21 protein-coding genes and 1 tRNA gene are annotated in these 21,994 nt (G+C 65.5%); 12 read left to right on the top strand and 10 right to left on the bottom strand.

Annotated elements, in window-relative coordinates; genetic code table 11:
• Window positions 1–2: 2 nt before the first annotated feature.
• The 11 genes from prsK (at window position 3) to ACFQ00_RS19190 (ending at window position 11,204) form a co-directional block, all read left to right on the top strand.
• A complete protein-coding gene (gene prsK, locus ACFQ00_RS19240) occupies window positions 3–2,084 on the top strand; it encodes an XrtA/PEP-CTERM system histidine kinase PrsK (RefSeq protein WP_381494803.1) in 2,082 nt (693 codons plus the stop codon).
• Window positions 2,085–3,440: a PEP-CTERM-box response regulator transcription factor gene (prsR, locus tag ACFQ00_RS19235; RefSeq protein ID WP_374593487.1), complete on the top strand. Its 1,356-nt coding sequence runs from the start codon at window positions 2,085–2,087 to the stop codon at window positions 3,438–3,440.
• A 78-nt stretch (window positions 3,441–3,518) separates the two neighbouring features.
• Complete coding sequence (gene prsT / locus ACFQ00_RS19230; RefSeq protein ID WP_381494799.1) at window positions 3,519–6,326, top strand: XrtA/PEP-CTERM system TPR-repeat protein PrsT; 2,808 nt, start codon at window positions 3,519–3,521, stop codon at window positions 6,324–6,326.
• A 61-nt stretch (window positions 6,327–6,387) separates the two neighbouring features.
• A tRNA-Pro gene (locus ACFQ00_RS19225) sits at window positions 6,388–6,464 on the top strand.
• A gap of 113 nt (window positions 6,465–6,577) precedes the next feature.
• Window positions 6,578–7,132, top strand: a complete 555-nt coding sequence (locus ACFQ00_RS19220; protein WP_381494796.1) for a glycoside hydrolase family 108 protein — start codon at window positions 6,578–6,580, stop codon at window positions 7,130–7,132.
• A 30-nt stretch (window positions 7,133–7,162) separates the two neighbouring features.
• Entirely contained in the window at window positions 7,163–7,576 is a 414-nt protein-coding gene (locus ACFQ00_RS19215; protein WP_381494793.1) for a holin family protein, read from the top strand.
• 45 nt (window positions 7,577–7,621) lie between these two features.
• A complete protein-coding gene (locus tag ACFQ00_RS19210; RefSeq protein WP_381494790.1) occupies window positions 7,622–8,284 on the top strand; it encodes a hypothetical protein in 663 nt (220 codons plus the stop codon).
• A complete protein-coding gene (locus tag ACFQ00_RS19205; RefSeq protein ID WP_381494787.1) occupies window positions 8,281–8,676 on the top strand; it encodes a helix-turn-helix domain-containing protein in 396 nt (131 codons plus the stop codon). Before ACFQ00_RS19210 ends, ACFQ00_RS19205 begins: the two co-directional genes overlap by 4 nt.
• A complete protein-coding gene (locus ACFQ00_RS19200; protein ID WP_381494784.1) occupies window positions 8,673–9,065 on the top strand; it encodes a hypothetical protein in 393 nt (130 codons plus the stop codon). The genes ACFQ00_RS19205 and ACFQ00_RS19200 overlap by 4 nt, the downstream gene beginning before the upstream one ends.
• 28 nt (window positions 9,066–9,093) lie before the next feature.
• Window positions 9,094–10,056: a YVTN family beta-propeller repeat protein gene (locus ACFQ00_RS19195; protein ID WP_381494781.1), complete on the top strand. Its 963-nt coding sequence runs from the start codon at window positions 9,094–9,096 to the stop codon at window positions 10,054–10,056.
• Window positions 10,057–10,199: 143 nt separating this feature from the next.
• A complete protein-coding gene (locus tag ACFQ00_RS19190) occupies window positions 10,200–11,204 on the top strand; it encodes an oxidoreductase (protein ID WP_381494778.1) in 1,005 nt (334 codons plus the stop codon).
• 140 nt (window positions 11,205–11,344) lie between these two features.
• Here the strand turns inward: ACFQ00_RS19190 and ACFQ00_RS19185 are convergent, their stop codons facing one another.
• The 3 genes from ACFQ00_RS19185 to argC are packed head-to-tail and all read right to left on the bottom strand — an operon-like array spanning window position 11,345 to window position 13,469.
• The gene (locus tag ACFQ00_RS19185) at window positions 11,345–11,872 is read right to left on the bottom strand and encodes a gamma carbonic anhydrase family protein (RefSeq protein ID WP_381494773.1); all 528 of its coding nucleotides are present in this window, start codon (window positions 11,870–11,872) and stop codon (window positions 11,345–11,347) included.
• Between the two features lie 20 nt (window positions 11,873–11,892).
• Window positions 11,893–12,432: a GNAT family N-acetyltransferase gene (locus ACFQ00_RS19180; RefSeq protein WP_381494769.1), complete on the bottom strand. Its 540-nt coding sequence runs from the start codon at window positions 12,430–12,432 to the stop codon at window positions 11,893–11,895.
• Window positions 12,429–13,469: an N-acetyl-gamma-glutamyl-phosphate reductase gene (gene argC, locus ACFQ00_RS19175; RefSeq protein ID WP_381494766.1), complete on the bottom strand. Its 1,041-nt coding sequence runs from the start codon at window positions 13,467–13,469 to the stop codon at window positions 12,429–12,431. The genes ACFQ00_RS19180 and argC overlap by 4 nt, the downstream gene beginning before the upstream one ends.
• 153 nt (window positions 13,470–13,622) lie before the next feature.
• On the opposite strand from argC, the gene ACFQ00_RS19170 reads away from it, so the two are divergent.
• Window positions 13,623–14,108 (top strand): hypothetical protein, encoded by a 486-nt coding sequence (locus ACFQ00_RS19170; protein WP_381494763.1) that lies wholly within the window; start codon window positions 13,623–13,625, stop codon window positions 14,106–14,108.
• Here ACFQ00_RS19170 and motA read toward each other — a convergent pair.
• From motA to ACFQ00_RS19135, 7 genes are all read right to left on the bottom strand, one after another.
• Window positions 14,105–14,977 carry a flagellar motor stator protein MotA gene (gene motA / locus ACFQ00_RS19165; RefSeq protein WP_374593461.1) on the bottom strand — a complete coding sequence of 291 codons (873 nt, stop codon included), beginning with the start codon at window positions 14,975–14,977 and terminating at the stop codon, window positions 14,105–14,107. The two genes, ACFQ00_RS19170 and motA, sit on opposite strands and share 4 nt — an antisense overlap.
• 70 nt (window positions 14,978–15,047) lie before the next feature.
• Complete coding sequence (locus ACFQ00_RS19160; protein WP_381494759.1) at window positions 15,048–15,653, bottom strand: thioredoxin family protein; 606 nt, start codon at window positions 15,651–15,653, stop codon at window positions 15,048–15,050.
• 38 nt (window positions 15,654–15,691) lie between these two features.
• A complete protein-coding gene (locus tag ACFQ00_RS19155) occupies window positions 15,692–17,746 on the bottom strand; it encodes a protein-disulfide reductase DsbD family protein (RefSeq protein ID WP_381494756.1) in 2,055 nt (684 codons plus the stop codon).
• A gap of 59 nt (window positions 17,747–17,805) precedes the next feature.
• Window positions 17,806–19,680: an FAD-dependent oxidoreductase gene (locus tag ACFQ00_RS19150; RefSeq protein ID WP_381494753.1), complete on the bottom strand. Its 1,875-nt coding sequence runs from the start codon at window positions 19,678–19,680 to the stop codon at window positions 17,806–17,808.
• 127 nt (window positions 19,681–19,807) lie between these two features.
• A complete protein-coding gene (gene rpsI, locus ACFQ00_RS19145; protein WP_374593455.1) occupies window positions 19,808–20,308 on the bottom strand; it encodes a 30S ribosomal protein S9 in 501 nt (166 codons plus the stop codon).
• A gap of 2 nt (window positions 20,309–20,310) precedes the next feature.
• A complete protein-coding gene (gene rplM / locus ACFQ00_RS19140) occupies window positions 20,311–20,784 on the bottom strand; it encodes a 50S ribosomal protein L13 (RefSeq protein ID WP_374593453.1) in 474 nt (157 codons plus the stop codon).
• A 153-nt stretch (window positions 20,785–20,937) separates the two neighbouring features.
• Complete coding sequence (locus ACFQ00_RS19135; protein WP_381494747.1) at window positions 20,938–21,960, bottom strand: COX15/CtaA family protein; 1,023 nt, start codon at window positions 21,958–21,960, stop codon at window positions 20,938–20,940.
• Window positions 21,961–21,994 lie beyond the last annotated feature (34 nt).

Raw genomic sequence — 21,994 nt, 5'->3', positions numbered from 1 at the left:
CCGTGCCCGCCTACAGCGATGTCAGCACCTTCAGCCACAGTGTGGCGGCGATCGGCTATCTGCTGCTCGCGGGACTGCTGATCTATCGCCGGCTGGAATCGCGCGCGGACATGTGGCTGGTTGGCGCATCGCTGGCGATGGCGGTGTGGGCAGTGCTTGTCGTCCTCATTCCCGTCGTCGACCCAGCCTATTCTGTACTTGTCTCGATCGCGGAAACACTGCGTTCGGCGGCGTGGGCCGTTTTCGCAGCGGTTCTCGTCATCAGCAACTGGCAGGATACCGCGCACAACCCCTCGCGCAGCGTGCTCATCGCGCTTGCCGCCGTCGTTGCGCTGCAACTGGCGGGGGACGTCTGGAGTCTCGTGCGGGGTGCCGCCGTTCCGGGGTGGCTGCAGTATTTCTATACGATGGGGCGGCTCGCGGTCGCCATCGGCGGGTTGGTGCTGACGCACAACGTCTACGTGAACTCCGCGCCTGCAAACCGCTGGAGCATCCGCCTGCTCTGCATCGCGCTTGCCGGCATCTTCGCCTACGACCTCAATCTCTACACGCTGTTCCTGCTCGACCCGGCGATGGGGCCAGACCTCGTCGAGGTGCGTGGGCTCGTGAATGCGTTCGTCGTGCCGCTCATCTATCTGTCCGCCGCGCGCAACCGCGGGCTGAAACTGCAGGTTTCGCGGCAGGCGGCGTTCCATACGCTGTCGCTCGGCGCGATCGGCTTCTATCTCGTGCTGATGTCGCTCGCGGGTTACGGCCTGCGGCTGGTGGGGGGAGACTGGGGGCGGCTGCTTCAGATCAGCTTCATCTTCGCGGCGGCTGTGCTCGCGGCCGTCATTCTGTTCTCGGGCCGTGCGCGGGCGTGGCTGCGCGTCCAGATCAACAAGCATTTCTTCGCCTACAAGTATGACTACCGGCAGGAATGGCTTCGTTTCGTGAACACGGTCTCGAGCTCGGGGCCGGGACTCGGCGAGCTGCACATGCGCGTCGTTCAGGCCGCTTGCGAGCCGGTGGATTCGCCCGGCGGTGCGCTGTTCATCGGGGCGGAGGACGACAGCTTCGTGCACCTTGCCCGCTGGAACTACCGGACGCTGAGGCCAGGGCGGATCGAAGGCGCGGCCCGCCTCAAGGCACATTTTGAGGCGAGTGGCCGTGTCCTCGATATCGAGGAGCATCGGGGCGGACGCGAGAGTGCAGCGCTCAGCCTTCCGCAATGGCTTGTCGAAGACCCCCAGGCATGGCTGCTCGTGCCGCTCATTCACATCGACGAGGCGATCGGCTTCATCCTCATTGAGAGGCCGCTCACCCAGCGCGAGCTCAACTGGGAGGATTTCGACATCCTCCGTACCGTGGGACGGCAGGCGGCAAGCTATGTCGCCGAGGCCGCGGCGCTTGCGAAGATCGCGGAATCGCGCAAGTTCGACGAGTTCAACCGCCGCTTCGCCTTCATCATGCACGATCTCAAGAACCTCGTGAGCCAGCTCAGCCTCGTTGCGCGGAACGCCGAGCGCCATGCCGAGAATCCCGAGTTCCGGGCGGACATGATCGCGACGTTGCAGAGCTCGGTCGCCAAGATGAACGACCTGCTGGCGCGGCTTTCCCAGCAAAGCGTGCAGGCGGGCCCTACGGGGGACACGTTCGATGTCTGCTGTGCGGTGGAGGCTGTCGCGAATACGGCGCGGCGCTCGTGGCCCGGCGTGACCGTCGATCGCTGCGGGCAGGATGTCATGGTGAACGGCACCGCGGAGCGTTTCGAGCAGGTGCTGATTCATCTCGTCCAGAACGCTGTCGATGCAAGCGAACCGGGAAGTGCGGTGACGATTGCGGTGGAGCCGGGCGACACCGTGCGCGTACGCGTGCGCGACCGTGGTCGCGGCATGAACGCCGACTTCATTCGCGACGAACTCTTCGCGCCCTTCAAGTCGACCAAATCCGGGGGCTTTGGTATAGGCGCGTTCGAGGCGCGGGAAATGACACGGGACATGGGCGGCAAACTCCTGGTTGAAAGCGAGCCGGGTGTGGGGAGCTGCTTTACGATCGAGCTGCCGGCGGCTGCGGCGCCGCTGGCGAACAGACGAGAAGGCTGAATGGCGAACAAAACGGCACCGAAACTGCTGGTCGTTGAAGACGACGAAGGGCTGCAGCGGCAGCTCAAGTGGTCTTACGAGGACTATGAAGTGATCTGTGCGGGTGATCGCCGCACCGCCATCGAGCTGCTGCGCGCCCACGAACCTGTGGTGGTAACGCTCGACCTTGGCCTCCCGCCCGATCCGGACGGGACCAGCGAGGGCTTCGCGACGCTCGTGGAAATCCTGGCCCTGAAACCCGATACCAAGGTGATTGTCGCCTCCGGCCACGGTGCGCGTGAAAGCGCGCTACGGGCGATCGCACTCGGCGCATACGATTTTTACCAGAAGCCCGTGGATATCGATCAGCTCGGCCTTATCGTGCAGCGGGCGTTCCACCTCCACGAGATCGAGACGGAAAACCGGCAGCTCGCCGAACGCGACGGTCACGAGGCGCTCGGCGGCCTCATCACCAGTTCGGACAGTATGCTCCGCGTCTGCCGGATGATCGAGCGCGTCGCCAACACCGACGTCTCCGTCATGCTGCTCGGCGCGAGCGGCACGGGCAAGGAAGTGCTGGCGCGGGGGCTGCATGAGAGCTCCGGACGCAAAGGCACACCGTTCGTTGCGATCAACTGCGCGGCGATTCCCGAAAACCTCCTTGAGGCCGAACTGTTCGGTTACGAGAAGGGCGCGTTCACGGGCGCGGTGAAAACCACCGAGGGCAAAATCGAACTCGCCGAGGGCGGTACGCTGTTTCTCGACGAGGTAGGCGACATTCCCCTGCCGCTGCAGGTGAAGCTGCTCCGCTTCCTGCAGGAGCGCGTGATCGAGCGCATCGGCGGCCGCAAGACGATCCCGGTTGATGTCCGCATCGTCTGCGCGACGCACCAGAACCTCGAAGCGATGATCGCCGACGGCGCCTTCCGCGAAGACCTCTGGTACCGACTTGCCGAGGTCGTCATCAAGATTCCGCCGCTTGCCGAGCGGCAGGGCGATGCGGTGCTGCTTTCCCACCATTTCCTGCGCAAGTATGCCCGCGACATGAAGCGCCCGGTGAAGGGCTTCAATGCGGATGCGCTGGCCGCGATCGAAGCGTGGAAGTGGCCCGGGAACGTGCGCGAGCTTGAAAACCGCATGAAGCGGGCCGTCATCATGGCGGATGGAAGCCGGCTTTCGGCGGCCGACCTCGACCTTGCCGAAGTCGAGGACGATGATTTTCTGAACCTTCGGTCCGCACGCGAGCGGGCGGACCGAAACGCCATTCGCATGGCGCTGGCGCGTACCGAGTCCAATGTGTCGAACGCAGCCAAGCTGCTCGGTGTGAGCCGGCCGACGCTGTATGATCTTCTAAAGCAATATAATATTGAGACCTGACGGTCATAATGTCGTGGTTATCAAAAAAGGGTCGCACGCGGCCACGGCAAGTCGAACCGTCCTACTGAGGATAAAAAGATGTTGAACAAGACCTTCTTCAAGCTTGCAGCGGCGACCCTTGCCCTTGCGGCTCCCGTCGGCATTGCGGCCTTTCCCGCGCACGCCGACGCGCGCAGCGAATCGAATGATGCCTATGTCCAGGGCTTCCGTCTCTTTCAGGCCGGCGACTACCGCAGTGCACGCATTCAGTTGATGAAGGCGCTAAAGGCGAACCCCAACAACGGGCTCGCACGGCTGCTTCAAGCGCGCGTCGCGCTGGAGTTCGGCTCCGGCATTCAGGCGCAGACGGAGCTGGAGCGCGCCATGCAGGCGGGCATCCCTTCGGCGAAGGTACGCCACCTGCGCGCGCACGCGCTGATGATGCAGCGCAAGTACGGCGAGGCGATGGACCTGCTCGACGCACGGACGATCGAGCCGCAGTTCGCCGCCTATGCGGCGCGGCTGCGCGGACAGATTCTGACGCAGCAGCGCAATCTTCCAGAAGCGCGCGCCGAGTTCGAACGCGCCCTCCGGATCGCGCCGAAAGATCCGGAAACGCTGGTCGATGTCGCGCGCTTCTATGCGTCTGACGGTAAGCTGAAGGAAGCTTCAGCGCTTGCCGATCAGGTGCTTGCCGCGAAGCCCACGAACGTGAAGGGCCTGATGCTGAAGGGCGACCTCGTGCGCCGTTCGCAGGGCCTCGAACCGTCGCTCACCTATTTCAACCGTGCGCTCGAGGTCGATCCCAACAACATCGAGGCGCTGCTGGAGCGCGCCGCCACGCTTGGCGACCTCAAGCGCGAGGATCAGGCACGCGCTGATCTCAAGCGCATCAACGGGCTGGTGCCGGATCACCCGCTCGCGCTCTATCTGGAGGCCGTCCTCGAAACCCGCGCCGGCCAGTATGAGAAGGCGCGCCAGTTGATGACGCGCACGAAGGGCCTGCTTTCGAATTATGTGCCTGCGCTGATGCTGCAGGGTATGCTCGCCTATCAGGCGAACGATGTGGCGCAGGCCACCGATTTCTTCGGCAAGGTCGTTGGCGCCTCGCCGCAGAGCGTGCTCGCCCGCAAGCTCTATGCAGCCTCGCAGCTCAAGGGCAACGATACACGCGGCGCCATTGAGACGTTGAAGCCGATCATCGATTCCGGGAGCGCCGATGGCCGTACCTACGCGCTCTATGGCGCGGCCTTCGCGCGCGAGGGCAACATGGCTGAAGCGCAGCAGTACCTGCAAAAGGCTGTCACAGAGGCGCCGAAGGCGGGCGAGCTGAAAACCCAGCTGGCGATGACGCAGCTCCTGCAGGGCAACGCCGAGTCCGCCGAAGAGGGGCTGATGGACGTCCTGAAGGACGACAGCAAGTCGCTGCAGGCGCTGATGGTGCTGACGCTGATCCAGATTCGCGACCGTGAGTTCGACAAGGCGCTCGTCACCAGCAACCGGATCATCACGCTCTATCCGAACCTGCCCGTGGGCTACAACATCCGCGGCGGCGCGGAGCTTGGCCTTGGGCAGACGAAGAAGGCAGAAGCGAGCTTCCGCACTGCGCTCGAAAAGAAGTCCGACTACACCGAAGCGCGGCGCAATCTTGCGCAGGTGCTGATCGCGACGAACCGCATTCCCGAGGGTGAGCGCGAACTGAAGCAGCTGCTCGAATACAACAAGCGCGATGGCCGTGCGCTGACGTTGCTCGCCGTAACGGCGGCGCGGCGCGGCGATGCGACCGCACGTGTAGAGTGGCTGCGTCAGGCCGCCGCGGTCGATGCCAAGCAGCTCGGCCCGCGTGTGCAGCTTGCCGATGCCTACCTCGACACCAATCAGAACAAGCGCGCGCTTGACGAGGTCGCCTCGATCCTGCGCGACTTCCCCGAGCAGCCGCAGGCCCTGCTGGCGGCGGCCCGCGTCTATGAAGCGGCGGGTCAGAAGAGCCAGGTCGAATCGGTTCTGAACCGGCTCGTGAATGCGCAGCCGGACAGCCCGCAGCCGCGCGTGATGCTGGCCCGTGCGCAGGAGGCCAACAAGAAGGTCGCAGCGGCGCGCGCGACCTACCAGCGCATCCTGACGATGCCGCGTGTCGACCCGACTCCGGTCTATTCCGAGCTCGTGTTCTTCGAAGCACGGCAGGGTGACTGGAACGCGGCGAAGCAGTGGGCGGAGCGTCTTCGCAAGCAGGCGCCCAAGGAGAATTTCGCCGATCTCGCGCTCGGCCGCGCCTACCTCGGGCGGAACCAGGCCGCGGCGGCGCTCCCGTATCTGGAGGCGGCGCGCAAGACGAAGTTCAACCTCGCAGCCGCGCGCGCGCTGTCTCAGGCCTATGTGCAGACCGGCAAGCCCGCGCAGGCTGTGACCATGATGCAGGCCTATCAGAAGGCGAACCCGCGCGATCCGATCGCGCTCGCCGCGATCGCCGAGCTGCAGATGCAGCAGCGGCAATACAAGGCGGCCATCGCCAACTACGAGGCGCTGCGCAAGCTGCCCAACGCCGAGCAGAGCGTGACCGTGCTCAACAACCTCGCCTGGGCCTATTCACTGGTGGGCGACAAGCGCGCGCTCGCGACGGCGAAGCAGGCTTACGCGGTGGGCCCGAATGTGCCGGCGGTGCAGGACACGTATGGCTGGCTGCTCCTCCGCAACAAGGGGGACAGGAAGCTGGCGCTGAGCCTGCTGCAGAAGGCGGCGGCGGGAACGCCGAACGACCCGGACGTGCGCTTCCACCTTGCCGTCGGCTACGCGATGAATGGGCAGCGCGGCAAGGCGACGGAGGCGCTGGAAACGGCGCTGAAGGCGCCGAAGTTCGACAGCCGCCCGGCGGCGCAGAAGCTGCTGACGAGCCTGCAGGGCAGCTAGGCAGAAACCGGCGGGCAAGGCTTGCCTTTGCCCGCCAAGGCCCTTAAGTGCGGGCCACGGTCGGAGCGTAGCGCAGCCTGGTAGCGCATCACACTGGGGGTGTGGGGGTCGCAGGTTCGAATCCTGTCGCTCCGACCAGCTTTCCCTTGAACGAAACAACCGAGACGGTGCGTAGTGCCGGTTTCGCGATAGGATTTGACAAATAGGAACCAGATGGGTTCGTTCTGCTCCCCAAGAGCAGGAGACCCATCATGGCGTCCATCGACGATCTCATCGAAATGCTGCTGCGCCGCGAAGGCGGCTTTGTCGACCACCCGGACGACCGCGGCGGCGCCACGAACTTCGGCATCACGGAAGCCACGGCGCGGGCGGCGGGCTATGCGGGTGCCATGCGCGATCTGCCGCGCAGCATGGCGGCGGACATCTACCGGAAACGCTATTGGCACGAAACCGGCTTCGACCGCGTGAACGCGCTCGCCCCACGCATCGCCGCCGAGCTTTTCGATACGGGCGTCAACATGGGCCCCGCCGTCGCCGCGGGCTTCCTCCAGCGCGCGCTGAACGCGCTCAACCGCCGCGAACGCGACTGGCCGGACATCCCGCAAAGCCGCACGATCGACACCGCGACGCTCGCCGCGCTGAAAGCGATCATCCAAACGCGCGGAAAGGCCGGGGAAACCGTGCTGCTTCGCGCGCTCGAAGCGCTGCAGGGCACCCGCTACATCGAACTCGCCGAGGCGCGGCCCGCGAACGAGAACTTCGTCTACGGCTGGCTCGCCGGCCGCATCGGCGATTTCCACGCCTGAACCTCCCTCGCAAGAAAGGAAAGGACCATCATGTCACTCGTGGACGGCATCATCGCGCCGGTCGCCAAGCTGCTCGACCGCATCATCCCCGACAAGGAGGCGCGCGAACGCGCCAAGCTGGAACTGATCCAACTCGAAGACAGTCACGAACTGAAACTGATCGAAGCGCGCATGTCCGCGATCATTGCGGAGGCGAACGCTGCGGACCCGTGGACGAGCCGCGCCCGCCCGAGCTTCCTCTACGTGATGTACGTGCTGCTGCTCTGGTCCATCCCCATGGGCCTCATCGCCGCCGCCGACCCCGCGACGGCCAAGGCGATCGGGGAGGGGATGGGCGCCTACCTCGAAGCGATCCCCGAACCGCTCTACATGCTCTTCGGGACGGGCTACCTCGGCTACACGGCGGCGCGGAGCTGGGGGAAGGCGAAGGGGGCGGATCGGTAGTTTTTCTCGGAGGACCTAGACACGTGCCCTCCTAAGGGGCTGACTATGAAAGCTGATCCTTTGTCGGTGATGTGGCGCTTCAATTGGTTAGGTGTACCAAGATGGTCGGAGCTGTCGATTGGCTTTTCGGGCTATCCTCTTGTAGATTTTCATCTCCGCATCGTTGACAGGGGCGAGTTCAGTTATATGTTAATACATGAGGCTGTAAAGGCTGCAGTGGCAAGCGGATGCTTGGTACCGGCTAAGCCGATTGCTGACTGGGCTGGGCAGCCGAGAGTCGTGTTGCTTTGCAAGCAAATTAGGGATGCAATCGATGCGGGCAGGAACGACGAAAATGAAAAAGAGCGCCAGTGTTGGGCCAAGGTCGAAGCTGTATTCTCCCATTTCATTGAAGGCGGACGTATAACAGAAGACCTTGTGAAGCAGCTGCGCCCTGAAAAATTCGAACATTGGGAATTCCGGTGTCGAAAACCAAAGCCATCGATTCGCGTTTTTGGGCGATTCGCGATGCCAGACGTGTTTGTAGCAACCCACGCACAACCTCGCGCCTTACTGGGTGGTATGTGGTCTCCGGAGTTCGAGCACCAAAAGCTTGTTTGCGAAGATCACTGGAATGCATGCTCTTTACACGCGCCGTTTAGTGATGCGCCTGACTTTCGTTACGAAGCCTACATAACCGAAAATGCACGGCGGAAACTGAAGATATGACATACAATTATGATGCTGCATTGTTCGCGGAGCGAAATCGAAATCGGGTTTATGACGTTGTCATTCAGGCCTTGGAAAAAGCTGCGCTCGAAAAGGGGCTGACCCGTGCGCAGATTGCTGTGAAGATTGGACGGAAACCGTCTCAGATCACCACATGGCTCTCTGGCCCGTCTAATTGGACGCTGGATACGCTTAGCGATCTCCTTTTCGCAACTGAAGCCGAAATGGATTACACCGTGGTGCCGTTCGCCGCGCGGCCTAAGTCTAATCGCTTCCACCCAGCAGGTGAAACACATCGTCCAGAGGCGGAATTTTACTTACTTTCGGAGTCCTCCCCGACTGTGGGCGGGTCAGCTGAAGCAAAGGTGCTCGAATGGGAGCGCGCGCCGTGAAGAAGCTTAAGATCGTGAATTCTCTCGCATGCGAGTATGTGGCCCGTGGATCATACGGCAAACATACTCTCGTGAATGCGTATGCGGGTGATATCAGGGTCAGGTCATTCCCTGCCACCTTTCCCGTCGCATTCTACGCAGAGGTGATACCGCCAAAATCAATCCGACAGGATATCAAATTCACTGTCTTCCAGGGGCGAAAAAAGCGCGCGGAAGCAATGGCCAGCTTCGAATTTGAGGAAGGGAAGGTGGCTGTACTATCGCTGCCGCCGTTTAAGTTCACGTTCGCCGAGTCGTCAAAAATTCGGGTCATTGCATCTGGTGAGCATTTCGCTCAGACGGTCTTACTCGAAAAGATGGTGCAGGCCGGTGAGTTTCCCGAGACCTAACATTTCCCCGAAACATCGGGAGACATCCATGCGTACCATCCTCACCGCTGCGCTGCTGATCGCGGCGCTTCCGGCTGCTGCCGAGACGCTCATTGTGGGGAACAAGGGCGAGGATACGGTGAGTTTCATCGACCTGGCGAGCGGGAAGGAATTGGCGCGCTCGGCGAGCGGGGCCAATCCGCATGAGGTGGCGCTTTCGCCGGACGGGGCGCGGGCGGCGGTGGTGAATTATGGTGCCGCTGCGATCGATGTTTATGCGGTGCCGGGTGGTGAGCGGCTTGCGACGTGGGATATCGGGCCGAATTCGCGGCCGCATGGGCTGCTTTGGCTTGCCGATGGGCGGCTGGTGGCGACGGCCGAGGCTTCGAAGACGCTGGTGGTGATCGACGGCAAGGACGGCCGGGTGCTGCAATCGATTCCGACGGAGGCGGAGGGGTCGCACATGGTGGCGGTGCATCCTTCGCGGCCGCGTGCCTATACGGCGAACCTGAAAAGCGGCAGCGCGAGCGTGATCGATCTGGAGAGTGGGCGCACGGTCGCCCATCTGCCCGCCGGGCGCGAGGCGGAGGGGATCGCGATCACGCCGGACGGCAAAGAGGTGTGGATCTCCAGCCGCGCGTCGAACGAGGTGCATGTTTACGACACGGCGACGGACACGCTCGTCCGGCGCATCGAGACGGGGCCGTTTCCGCTGCGCATCGCGATCAGCCCGGACGGGAAACATGCCGTGACCTCTGAACTGCAGGCGGGTGCGCTCGGCGTTTACAGCGTGGCGACGGGCAAGCGCGAACGCACGATCCCGGTGAGCGGCAAGGGCGAGGCGATGCAGGTGACGATCCTGTTCCGGCCGGACGGCAAGCGGCTGTTCGTGGCGGAGACGGGGACGAACACGGTGGCGGAACTCGAATGGCCGAGCGGCAAGGTGCTGCGGCGCTTTCCCGTGGGCGTGAACGGGGACGGGCTCGGGTGGTCTCCGGTGGGGGCGAAGTAACTTTCCCTCACCAACTTCGCCTACGCCTTTGGCGAGGGCTTCGTATCCTCTCTTGCGGGCGGGAGAGGAAGTAGGCTAACGGTGTTTGATTTTTGTGTGGCGGCGTGCGAGGCCTTGGCGGCAATGCCGAGGAGGAGCCGCACATGTCTGCACAATCACCGATCGATTCTGGATTTGGCGCTGCCTCCACCGCCGATGATGTGATCGCGGGGATCGACCTTTCGGGGAAGACCGCGATCGTGACGGGCGGCTATTCGGGGCTGGGGCGGGAGACGGTGCGCGTGCTTGCGGCGGCGGGTGCGCGGGTGATCGTGCCTGCGCGCGATGTGGAGCGGGCGCAGGCGGCGCTTGCCGATATTGATGCGGGTATCAATGCCGGGATCGCGGTGGAGGTCTGGCCGATGGACCTGCTGGACCCGGCCTCGATCGATGCGTTCGCGGCGCGCTTTCTGGCGGATGGGGCGCCGCTGCATATCCTGATCAACAGTGCCGGTATCATGGCGCTGCCCGAACTGACACGCGACGCGCGCGGGCACGAGATGCAATTCGCGACCAATCACCTCGGGCATTTCCAGCTGACGACGCGGCTGTGGCCGGCGCTGGTTGCCGCCAAGGGGGCGCGGGTGGTTTCCGTCTCCTCGATGGGGCACCGGCTGTCGCCGATCGTGTTCGACGACATCGATTTCGAGCGGCGGCCCTATAGCCCGTGGACGTCCTATGGCCAATCGAAGACGGCGAACGTGCTGTTCGCGGTCGCGCTTGATGCGCGCGGGCAGGCGGAGGGCGTGCGGGCGTTCGCCGTGCATCCGGGCACGATCATGGACACGGGGCTCGCCAAGCACATGCCCGCCGAGATGCCGAAGCGGCTGGGCGTGGTGAACGCGGATGGCAGCCCGGTGATCGATCCGGCGCGCGGGCTGAAAACCGCAGTGCAGGGTGCGGCGACGCAGGTGTGGTGTGCGACAAGCCCCGCGCTGGACGGCATGGGCGGGGTTTACTGCGAGAACGCGGACATCTCGCCTGTGATGGCGGAGAGCGACGCGGCGCCCGCGGCGGGCGACGGGCTCGGCAAGGTGGGGGTGTGGCCGCACGCGATCGACCGCGATGCGGCGGAGCGGCTTTGGGCGGTCAGCGAGGCGATGCTTTAGGGCGGATCGACATTCAGCCCTGACGGCCTGCAAATGGCGGCTTCCCGCGCTTCCGGTGCTCACGTACTTTTAGTACGCTCCGCTCCGGGTCACGGATATCCACCATTTTCGGCTCGTCATCTTCTGAATGTCGATCCGCCCTAGGGTTTTACGACGGGGAGATCCCGGTGGGCCTTCGAAAGCCGCGCGTAGTGCTTCGGCCCCTCGCGGTTTCCGGCGATTTCTTCCGGGGAAAGATCGCGCACGTACTTGGCGGGGCGGCCCGCCCACATCTGGCCCGAAGGGATGCGCTTGCCGGGGGTGAGCATGGCGCCCGCCGCGAGCATCGCGTCGCTTTCGATGACGCAGCCGTCCATGACGATGGCGCCGAGGCCGACGAAGGCGTGGTCGTGGAGCGTGCAGCCGTGGACGATCGCTGTGTGGCCGATCAGGCAGTGGTTGCCGATCGTGGTATCGAATGCGCCGCCGGAGATGTGGACGATCGTGCCGTCCTGAATGTTGGTGCCTTCGCCCACCGTGATCGAGCCGACGTCGCCGCGCAGGACGCAGTTGTACCAGACGCTGGAGCCCGCACCGATCTTCACATTGCCGATCACGTGTGCGCCGGGGGCGATGAAGACGTCATCGGCGATCTCGGGCACGGAGCCCTCGAAGCTGTAAACCGGCATTCCTGTCCTTCCTTGGGGGATCAATCCCAGGCGCGCGAGCGGGAGTAGGTGATGATGCGCGTTTCCTGGCCGCCTGTGGTGGCGGAGGTTTCGTAGAAATCGAGCTCGGGCCTGCGGCGCATCCGCAGACGGTCCATCAGACCCCAGCTGCGCGTGTTTTCGGACATGGTGATCGCGATGATGCGCTCGACATCGAGATTGTTGAAGCCCCAGTCGAAGCTCGCATAGGCGGCCTCCTTGGCAAAGCCCTGGCCCCAGCAATCGTGCCGGAAACGCCAGCCGATTTCGATCTCGCCGTCAACTGGCGTGCCGGGCTTTTCGCACAGGAGAAGCCCGCAGAAGCCGATGAACGAGAAATCCGCCTTGCGCTCGACCGCCCAGAAGCAGTGGCCGCGATCACGCTCGCTGGCGATCATGCGCTCCATGGCGGCGTCGGCGTCCGCCGCGCTGCGGGGGCCGCCGAGATGCTCCATCACGCGCTTGTCGGCGCACAGCATCCGGAAGGGCAGGCGATCGGATTCGCGCCAGGGGCGGAGTTTCAGGCGGTCGGTGACGATCATGGGAAGAGCGGCGCCTGCAGGAGCCCGGTGGTTTCGGGAAGGCCGAACATCAGGTTCATGTTCTGGATCGCCTGACCCGACGAGCCCTTCACGAGATTGTCGATGGCGACGATGACGATGGCGCGGCCGGGGATGCGATCCTCGAACACGTTCATCACGCAGTGGTTGGAGCCGCGCACCATGCGCGTCGCCGGGGCCTTGCCTTCGGGCAGCAGGTGGACGAACGGCGCGGCGGCATAGCGGTGGCCGAGCGCGGCGCGCAGATCGACGACGCTCTTGCCGGGCATCAGCTCGACCGTGATGGTTTCAAGCTCGCCGCGGTTCATCGGCACGAGATGCGGCGTGAAGCTGATGGTGACGGCGCCGTTCGCGCGCTTCGAAAGCTCCTGCTCGATCTCCGGCATGTGGCGGTGGCGGCCGATGCCGTAGGGGTGCACGGCCTCCGCGACCTCGGTGAAGAGGTTCGCTTCCTTGAGGCTGCGGCCCGCGCCGGAAACGCCGGAGAGGGCGTTGATCGTGATCCGCTCGTGGCCGACGAGGCCGGATTCGAGGAGCGGGAGCAGCGCGAGGAGCGCGGCAGTCGGGTAGCAGCCGGGGCAGGCGACGATGCGCGCGGCGGGGAGAAGCTCGGCGGCGTATTCGGTGAGGCCGTAGATCGCATCGGGCAGCAGTTCGGGCGCGGGGTGTTCGTTGCCGTACCACTCGGCGTAGGTCTTCGCGTCGTTCAGCCGGAAATCCGCCGACAGGTCGATGATGCGGACGCCCGCCAGTGTCGAAAGCAGCGCGGCAGAGGCTGCGTGCGGCAGGCAGCCGAACACGGCGTCGATGCCCGACCAGTCGATCTCCTCGGCGCGGACGAGGCCGGGGAGCGGCACGTGGGCGAAATGCGGCCACACGTCCGCCATCGCCTGACCCGCTTTCGCATTGGCGCTGAGCGCGGCGATTTCGATGTTGGGATGCGTGAGCGCGAGGCGAACGAGATCGGCGCCGGTGTACCCCGACGCTCCCAGCACGGCGATGCGGACTTTCTGCGACATGGAGGGCGCTTAGCGGATATGCGAAGGCGTTTCCAGACGGCGTGCGATGGACGGCGAAAGACGGTACGACAATCATGCGCTATGGCGTGCCGTTCGGTTTGCGGGAGGGATGAGGCGATGGCGTTCAGCGCATTCGGCAGCAGGCCTCGGAACTTGGAGAAGAGCGCCTTCTTCAAATGGTTCGGCATGACGCCGGCAGGAGATTCGCTCTGGCGGCCGAAGGGCGAGGCATTTCGGGATCAGGTGGTACTGGCGGCGGAAACGGACGCGGACGGGCGGCTTTCCGTGCTGACACTCTCGCTGGCGCGCGCAATGCTGGACGAACCCCGGCAGGCCATGTTCGGGCGCGACATCGTGAAGAGTTTTCTTGAAGGCATTGCGGGCCGCGACAGGCACATTCGCCAGCTCGCGGCGGAAATCTTCAACCGTGCGCCGCCCGTGCCGGTGCTGAGGGGCCAGGCGCCGCAGGGTGTGCCGCAGACGCCTTCGGCTGGGTTTCTGACGGTGATGGGCGAACTGCAGGCGTGGTCGGCTGAACTGTCGCGGGTGAGGATCGGCATGACCAACGACGGCGGCCGTCTTGTGGTGCGGGCCGAGCGGAAGCCGTTACGCGGCTTTCTCGCGAGGCTGTTCGGCTAGACGAGATCGCGCGGAAGGGCGTCGAGCGCGGCTTCCATTTCGGCGAAAGTGGGGGCGTGGTTCGAGGGGGTGGTGCGGCGGCCGAGTTCGACGGCGACCTGCGGGGCCTGGCCCTGCAGGTGGGCGACGATGACGGTTTTCACGAGCGTGAGGTACTTCGCCTCCGCATCGATCACCTGCGCGAGGCGGGAGGCGATGGGGCCGACGACGGTGTAGCTGAGCAGCACGCCGAGGAAGGTGCCGACGAGCGCGCCGCCGATCATGGCGCCGAGGACTTCGGTCGGCTGGTCGACCGAGCCCATGGTCTTGATGACGCCGAGCACGGCGGCGACGATGCCGAGCGCGGGGAGGCTGTCGGCGAGTGTCTGGAGCGCGCCCTGCGCCTGGTATTCCTCGGCGACGTGGCGGTCGAGATCGGCTTCCATCGCGTCCGCCATCTGGTTCGGATCCTCGAAGTTCATCGCCATCATGCGCACGTAGTCGCAGATGAAGGACACGAGCGCGGGGTCTGCCGCGATGCGCGGGAAGGCTGCGAACAGGCGCGATTCCTCAGGGTATTCGATGTGGCTTTCGATCGCGACGACACCCCGCGTGCGCAGCGTCTTGATGAGGAGGAAGAGGAGGCAGAGGAGATCGCGGTAGTCGGCCTTTCCCCAGCGCTCGCCTTCGAACGCGCGGCGCACGCCTTCGGCGGCGCGGCGCAGAGTCGTGCTGCTGTTGGCGATGATGAAGGCGCCCGCCGCCGCGCCCGCGATGATGAGCAGCTCCTGCGGCAGCGCCCCGGCAATGATGCCGAGTTCGCCGCCCGCAATGAGGAAGCTGCCGAACACGCAGACAAGCACGATGGCCAGCCCGAAAAAGATAATCACGACCCACGACCCCGCGAGACAGGTACACGTTCTCAGGGGCTATGGTGCGGGCGGGCTGGTTAAGGGCGCTTTAAGCGTCCGGGTATTTCACCGAGCAGCCGTAGGCGCGCGTGACGGGGCTGGCGACGGCGCGGCCAGCGGCGACGTCGCCGAGCGCCGCGGTCACGTAGTTTTTCGCGGCCTTGATGTCGGCGGGGTTCGCGGTCGGCTTGTCGTCGATGGCGCCCGCGTAACGGAGCACACCCTTGCCATCGATCACGTACATGTGCGGCGTCGCGCGCGCGTCGTAAGCCTTGCCGATCTTGCCTGCCGGGTCGAGCAGATAGGCCGTGGGCTGGAACTTCCAGTCCTTCATTTCCTTCGCGGCGAGCGCGGAATCGACGTGGCCCTGCTTGCCGGGCGCGCTGCTGTTGACGGTGAGCCAGACGACACCACCTGCCTTCGCGTCGGCCTGCAGCTTCTGCATGTTGCCTGAATCGTAGTGCTTCTTCACGAACGGACAGCCGCTGTTCGTCCATTCGAGAACGACGGTTTTCCCGGCGAAATCCTTGAGGCTGACGGTCTTGCCCGCTGCCGTCTGCGCAGTGAAGGCGGGGGCGGGCTTGCCGACTTCGGGTGCGGCGGTTGCGGTGCCTGCGAAAGCGATGGCTGCGAAGGCGGCGATGGCTGTTCTCATGTCTCGTCTCCTTTTCGTGAAGGACGAGAATGCCACAATCAGGCGCGGCGGGCGAGTTCCAGCATCAGGGTTTCGCTGAGAAGCTGCGGCAGCACCTCCGCCTCCTTGCCGCGCGGGTAGAAGAGATAGAGCGGAACGCCCGCGCGGCCCTGGCTTTCGAGGAAGCGCGTGATCGCGGGATCGGCGTTGGTCCAGTCCCCCACGAGCGTCGGGATTCCGGCCTCCGCGAAGGCGGCGGTGACGGCAGGGGCCGAGAGCGCACCGTTTTCGTTCACCTTGCAGGTGATGCACCAATCGGCGGTGAAATAGACGAACACCGGGCCTTCGGCGCGAAGCGCGGCGAGGCGGGCCTCCGTGAACGGTTCGAGGTTGGGGAGCGCGGCATTGGCGACGGGCGCCTCGGCGCGGGGCGTGATCAGCAGGACGGTGGCAACGGAGAGCGCGGCAACGACGAGCGGCACGGCGGCGGGGCGCCCGCCGTGCTGACGGATGCCGACCCACCAGAGCCCGGCGGCGAGGAACACGGCGGCGGCAAGGCCGAAGCTCATGCCTGAAACGCCCGCCTGTCGCCCGAGCACCCACGCGAGCGCGACGGCGGTGGCGAACATCGGCAGCGCCATGATGCGGCGGAACGTGACCATCCACGGCCCCGGCCTCGGCAGGCGATTGCGGAGCGCGGGGATGAAGCCGATCAGGATGAAGGGCAGCGCAAGGCCAAGCCCCAGCCCGGCGAAGACGAGCAGACCGAGCGCGGTGGGCAGCAGAATGGCCGCACCGAGCGCGAGGCCCATGAACGGGCCGGTGCATGGGGTGGCGACGATGGCGGCGAGTGCGCCGGTCCAGAACGCGCCCTGCGTGCCGCCGCGCGACGCGAGCGCATCGCCGCCCATGCGCGGCGCGCTGATCTCGAACAGCCCGGCGAGGTTGAGCGCGATGGCCGTGACGAGCAGCAGCAGCAGGAAGATGACGCGCGGATCCTGGAGCTGGAAGGCCCAGCCGACCTGCGCACCCGCCGCGCGAAGTGCGAGGATGACCGCGCCGAGTGCGACGCAGGTGCCGACCACGCCCGCCGTGTAGGCAAGCGCCTCGCGCCTGGCTGCGGCTTCAGAATGGCCGCCGTTTGCAAGGCTCAGTGCCTTGAGGCCGAGGATCGGGAACACGCACGGCATCACATTGAGGATGAAGCCGCCGAGCACGGCGAGCGCGAAGGCGGTGAGCGCCGAAGGCAGGCCCGGCTGATGCTGTTCGTGTCCGGCGGAGGCGAGCGGGGCGCCCGCTGCCGCGACCTCGCCCGCGCTTGCGGTGAGGCTGGCGCCGAAATGGCTGCCGTCGGCACGGTCCAGCCGCAGCACGCCCGTCACCGCGCCGGGATCGGCATTGGCGCCCGCCGTGGTTTCGATGATGAGCGTGTCGCCGCTGCGGCTTACCGCCTGCGGGGCGTCGTAATCGAGAACGCCATCGGCTTCCGGGAAGAAGTAGGCGCCGCTGATGTCGCCCGCGCCGGTTGTGTCGACCGAGAGACGGAACGTGCCGTCTGCACGGGCGTAGCGCGCGGGCCAATCGACCGGACGGGGCAGAGCGGCGCGCGCCTTTTCGAAGCGGGGGGTAGCCGCAGTGTCTGCAACACCGTCACCGACCTTGAGGTCGAGCGCGAGGTCGGCGCTTTCGGGGACGCAGAGTTCATCGTCGCAGACGAGATAGTCGACGCGCACCTTCACCGGGAGCGGCGTGCCGGGGGCAAGCTGCGGCACCGAAAGGTCGACGAGCAGCGCCGCTTCGCCTTCGAACACGTAGTTCATGATGCCCGAGACGGTGAACGTCGACGGCACGGGATAGCGGATGGCGGAGGCGGTGGCGCCCTTCGGCAGTGTCCACGCGGCCTGTGTTTCCATGCCCGCGCTGCCGGGGTTCTTCCAATAGGTGTGCCAGCCCTTGCGGGGGGTCGTGACGATGGCGAGCGCAGCGGTCTTGCCCGGCGCGGGCGCCGCGCTTTCCGCGATCAGCTCGACGCGTGTGTTGGGGTTCTGGACGGCGCTTGCCGCAAGGGCGGGCGACGCGAGGGCGGCAAGCAGCAGGAGAACGGCGCGAAACATGGCGCCAAGGCTTAATGGCAGTGGCGCGAAACGCAAAGTCCCGGCGTTATCGAAGGGCTTCAAGGCGCGGGAGGCGACTTGGGCTTGTCGGGATTGTCTTCGTCTTCATCGTCATCCGCCTGTGCATTTTCCGGCTCTTCATCAGGTGTCGGGTCCGGCAGCGGCGCTTCGATCGCGGTGGGCGTGGCCAGCATGTCGAAATCGTCATCCATCGTCTGGTCGCCGACAAGCAGCAGGCCGAGCACGCTTGCGGCCACGAGTTCCGCGGGGAAGGCCCTTCGCCGCTTGATTCCGGTGCGGACCGGCACGGGCGCGGGCGTTGCCACATCGTTGGCCAGCGGCGGCTGGGCGCTCTCTTCGATACGGCGGGCGATCGTATCGCCGGTGCGCATGGCGAGCGCGATGATGGTGAGGGTCGGGTTCGCCCAGCCGGAGGTGGGGAACAGCGAACTGCCGGCGACATAGAGGTTCGCGAGGCCATACACGCGACCTTCGGCATCGCACACGCCTTCGGCCGGGCTGTCCGCCATCCGCGTGGTGCCGATGTGGTGATAGCCGCCGATGGGGTGCGAACTGATGAGCGGGTCGGTCGTCCAGCGGCGGCGGCTGCCGAGCAGCCACTCCGCCATCTCGACGCGGCCCATGTCGAGGCGTTCGAGTTCATGCCCGAAATCCTGCGCGAGCACGGAAACGCTTTCGATATCGAGTTCGGTCAGGCGCCAATCGAGCGTGATGCGCGGAACGCCGAGCGCGTCGGTTTCGGTATCGAGCTGCACGCGGCTATCGGGGTTCGGCGCCTGCTCGGCACGCACGAGGAGCGCGAGATCGAGGCTGCCCATCTTGTGAAGCAGCCACGGACGCAGCGGGTCCGCGCGCTCCTGCACGAACGAGGCCGCGCGCTTGGTGAGCATCCAGAGCCCGCGCCCGGCGCGTGTGGGCGCCGTCTTGTGCTTGAGGCCCGAATAGGCGCGCATCCCGATGAACTGTTGCGCGTCCGCAGGTTGGCGGCCCGCGACGATCATCGAGCTGTTGAGGATGCGACGCTCTGCCTGCCGCGCGGCGCTTGGCGTGATGAGCGCGGCGACCTTGCGGCCGTCAATGCGGTGCGGCCGCGCGAAGGCCTTCAGCAGTGCCCACGCGTCGCCGTCCACCACGCGTCCGCCGCGCGCGTGCGGATGCTCCATGAAGAAGCGGCCCACGAGATCGCGATCGTTGCCGAGGCGGTTCGCGAGCAGCAGGCGCGGATTTTCAAAGCCGCCCGCCGCGAGCACGAAGTAGCGGGCGTGGACGCGGAGCGTACGCCCGGAGAGGCTTTTCGCCTCGACATGCGTGATGGCGCCCGCGCCGCTGGTGGCGATGCGGGTGACGGTGGCATGGGTGACGATGGTGCAGCGCGGGTGCGCGCGGAGGTCTGCGCAGGCATCGAAGGTGAAGCGGTTGAAGCGTTCGTCGAACTGCCATGTGCCGAGCGAAAGCCGGGCGGAGTCGATATCCGGGAGCGGTACGCCCGCGGCCTTCATCGCCCGGGCGGTATCCTGGCCCTGCGGGAAGCCGAGCTCGGCCCACGCCTCGCGATAATAAGGCGCCAGCGTTTCGCGGGAGATCGGCCAGCCCGAATGCGGCACCCAGTCGCGGCGTTCGAAATCGATGGGATCGAACTCGGCGCAGCGGCCGCCCCAGATCGCGGTGGTGCCCCCGAAGAAGCGCAGGCGCGTGTCTTCGAGGTCGTAATAGGGTTCGCCGACATTGCGGCCCGCGCCGAGAGCGGCGGTTTTCGCCTCGTAGTCGAGGCCGCCGCTTTCAAGGAGCGTGACGCTGTGCCCGCGCGCAAGCAGGCGGCGCGCAATGCTGATGCCGGCCGCACCAGCGCCGACCACGCAGATTTCCGTGAGCTGGATCGCAGGAATGTCGTCAGTTTGAAGGTCGAGATGCATGGCGGCTACGCTGTGACAGGCGATACATCAACCTGCGATGAATTGGGAGACAATAAGGATTTCGAATCCATAACAAAAAAAAGGGCGCCCGAAGGCGCCCTTTTCCACGAAAGCGTGAAAACGCCGATCAGCGCTTCGAGAACTGGAAGCTGCGGCGTGCCTTGGCGCGGCCGTACTTCTTGCGCTCGACGGTGCGGCTGTCGCGGGTGAGGAAACCCGCCTGCTTCACGACCGTGCGGAGACCCGGCTCGTACTTGGTGAGCGCCTGGCTGATGCCATGCTTCACCGCACCGGCCTGACCCGAAAGGCCGCCGCCCGAAACGGTCGCGACGACATCGAACTGATCGTTGCGGCCCGAAATCTCGAACGGCTGGTTGATGACGAGGCGCAGCGTCGGACGCGCGAAATACACGGTCTGATCGCGGCCGTTCACCGTGATCTTGCCCGTGCCCGGCTTCAGCCACACGCGGGCGACGGCATCCTTGCGGCGGCCGGTCGCATAGGCGCGGCCCTGCGCGTCGATTTCCTGTTCGCGCAGCGGCGCGGAGGAGACGGCCACAGGCGTGCCCGCGACGGTTTCGACGGCGAGATCCTTCAGATCCTCAAGACCCATCTTCTCTTCAGACATGATCAGGCACCCACCTTGTTCTTGCGGTTCATCGCTGCGACGTCGACGACCTGCGGATTCTGTGCGACATGCGGATGCTCTGCGCCCGCATAGATGCGAAGGTTGCGCATCTGCGCGCGGCCGAGCGGCCCGCGCGGAACCATGCGCTCGATCGCCTTCTCGAGCACGCGCTCCGGGAAGCGGCCTTCGAGAACCTTGCCGGCGGTTACGCCCTTGATGCCGCCCGGATAGCCGGTGTGGCGGTAGTAGGTCTTGTCCTTGAGCTTGTTGCCCGTGAAGCGGACCTTGTCGGCGTTGATGACGATGACGTTGTCGCCGCAATCGACGTGCGGCGTGAAGATCGCCTTGTGCTTGCCGCGCAGGCGATTGGCGATGATCGAGGCGAGACGGCCTACGACGAGACCGTCGGCATCGATCAGCAGCCACTTCTTTTCGACTTCGGCGGGCTTCGCCGAGACCGTGGACTTGGTGTGCATGGTTCGATCCCAAAACAAAGGCGGGCCGCATGAAGCCGCCCGCGTGAACGGCGCGGCATATGATGGAGCGCCCGGAAAGCGTCAAGCGAAATAGGTGTTTAGGCGTGGGGTATTATGGTGTTCAGGCAAATTTGCGTGCGGAATCAGGGGCTTTCAGCGCATCCGGTATCCCGGCCGGCCGAGGCCGTGCGCGCAAGCCGTTGCCGCCCACACCAGCAGCGCGGCGACGGCCTGATGCGCGACCGCGACGTGGAGCGCGACGCCGGTGAGCAGCGTGGCGATGCCGAGGATGATCTGCGCGGTGAGCAGCAGCAGGACGAGACGCGGCGCGCTGCCGCCGCTTTCGCGCGATGTGCGGACGGAAAGCAGGACGAGCAGCGCGGCGGCGATCCACGCCCACCAGCGGTGCACCCACTGTACGACGACGGGGTTGTCGACGACGTTGCGCCAGAGCGGCTCCAGCCATTCGACGCCTTCGGGGAAGAAGCGCCCGCCCATGAGCGGCCATTCGGCGAAGGCGTGTCCCGCGTTGAGGCCCGCGACGAAGGCGCCGAGGATGATCTGGACGGCGAGCACGAGAAGCGTGAGTATGGCGAAGCCGGTGAGGTGCGAACGGCGCTCGCCGTGCGCGTGTGCCGTCAGGTCGCGCGCGGTCCAGACGAGGCCGCCGAGGATGAAGAGCGCGGCACCGAGGTGGACGGCGAGGCGGTCATGCGCCACGTCGGGGCGGTCAACGAGGCCGGAGGCGACCATCCACCAGCCGATCGCGCCTTGCAGGCCGCCGAGTGCGAGAAGGGCGAGGAGGCGCGGCTTGTAGCCTTCGGGGATGGCGCGGCGGACCCAGAACCACGCGAGCGGCAGCGCGAAGGCGAGGCCGATGAAGCGTCCGAGAACGCGGTGCAGATATTCCCAGAAGAAGATCGCCTTGAATTCGGAAAGCGACATGCCCCGGTTGACCTTCTGGTATTCGGGGTAGGCCTTGTAGGCTTCGAATTCGGCGTGCCACTCGGCGTCGTTCAAGGGCGGGACGACGCCCGAGATCGGCTCCCAGCGCACCATCGACAGGCCGGATTCAGTGAGCCGTGTGATGCCGCCGACGACGACCATCGCGAAGACAAGCGCAGCGACGACATAGAGCCAGAGCGCGATCGCGCGGGGGCGGGCAGTGGAGGTCATACGCTGCGGATTAGGCGAAGGCGGGGGCGGCGCC

Source organism: Sphingosinicella xenopeptidilytica (genome assembly GCF_042676985.1).
GTDB classification, from domain to species: Bacteria; Pseudomonadota; Alphaproteobacteria; order Sphingomonadales; family Sphingomonadaceae; genus Sphingosinicella; species Sphingosinicella xenopeptidilytica.
The sequence above is the reverse complement of the archived record's forward strand: the minus strand, read 5'-3'. Positions and strand labels throughout refer to the sequence as shown.

Bases quoted from the DNA above. Each gene is read 5' to 3' on its own strand.
- ACFQ00_RS19215 (WP_381494793.1), top strand. From the start codon at position 7,163: ATGTCACTCGTGGACGGCATCATCGCGCCGGTCGCCAAGCTGCTCGAC.
- rpsI (WP_374593455.1), bottom strand. From the start codon at position 20,308: ATGTCTGAAGAGAAGATGGGTCTTGAGGATCTGAAGGATCTCGCCGTC.
- rplM (WP_374593453.1), bottom strand. From the start codon at position 20,784: ATGCACACCAAGTCCACGGTCTCGGCGAAGCCCGCCGAAGTCGAAAAG.
- ACFQ00_RS19155 (WP_381494756.1), bottom strand. From the start codon at position 17,746: ATGTTTCGCGCCGTTCTCCTGCTGCTTGCCGCCCTCGCGTCGCCCGCC.
- ACFQ00_RS19210 (WP_381494790.1), top strand. From the start codon at position 7,622: ATGAAAGCTGATCCTTTGTCGGTGATGTGGCGCTTCAATTGGTTAGGT.
- ACFQ00_RS19195 (WP_381494781.1), top strand. From the start codon at position 9,094: ATGCGTACCATCCTCACCGCTGCGCTGCTGATCGCGGCGCTTCCGGCT.
- ACFQ00_RS19135 (WP_381494747.1), bottom strand. From the start codon at position 21,960: ATGACCTCCACTGCCCGCCCCCGCGCGATCGCGCTCTGGCTCTATGTC.
- ACFQ00_RS19160 (WP_381494759.1), bottom strand. From the start codon at position 15,653: ATGAGAACAGCCATCGCCGCCTTCGCAGCCATCGCTTTCGCAGGCACC.
- ACFQ00_RS19180 (WP_381494769.1), bottom strand. From the start codon at position 12,432: ATGATCGTCACCGACCGCCTGAAACTCCGCCCCTGGCGCGAATCCGAT.
- ACFQ00_RS19220 (WP_381494796.1), top strand. From the start codon at position 6,578: ATGGCGTCCATCGACGATCTCATCGAAATGCTGCTGCGCCGCGAAGGC.
- ACFQ00_RS19190 (WP_381494778.1), top strand. From the start codon at position 10,200: ATGTCTGCACAATCACCGATCGATTCTGGATTTGGCGCTGCCTCCACC.
- prsR (WP_374593487.1), top strand. From the start codon at position 2,085: ATGGCGAACAAAACGGCACCGAAACTGCTGGTCGTTGAAGACGACGAA.
- argC (WP_381494766.1), bottom strand. From the start codon at position 13,469: ATGTCGCAGAAAGTCCGCATCGCCGTGCTGGGAGCGTCGGGGTACACC.
- ACFQ00_RS19205 (WP_381494787.1), top strand. From the start codon at position 8,281: ATGACATACAATTATGATGCTGCATTGTTCGCGGAGCGAAATCGAAAT.
- ACFQ00_RS19150 (WP_381494753.1), bottom strand. From the start codon at position 19,680: ATGCATCTCGACCTTCAAACTGACGACATTCCTGCGATCCAGCTCACG.
- prsT (WP_381494799.1), top strand. From the start codon at position 3,519: ATGTTGAACAAGACCTTCTTCAAGCTTGCAGCGGCGACCCTTGCCCTT.
- ACFQ00_RS19185 (WP_381494773.1), bottom strand. From the start codon at position 11,872: ATGCCGGTTTACAGCTTCGAGGGCTCCGTGCCCGAGATCGCCGATGAC.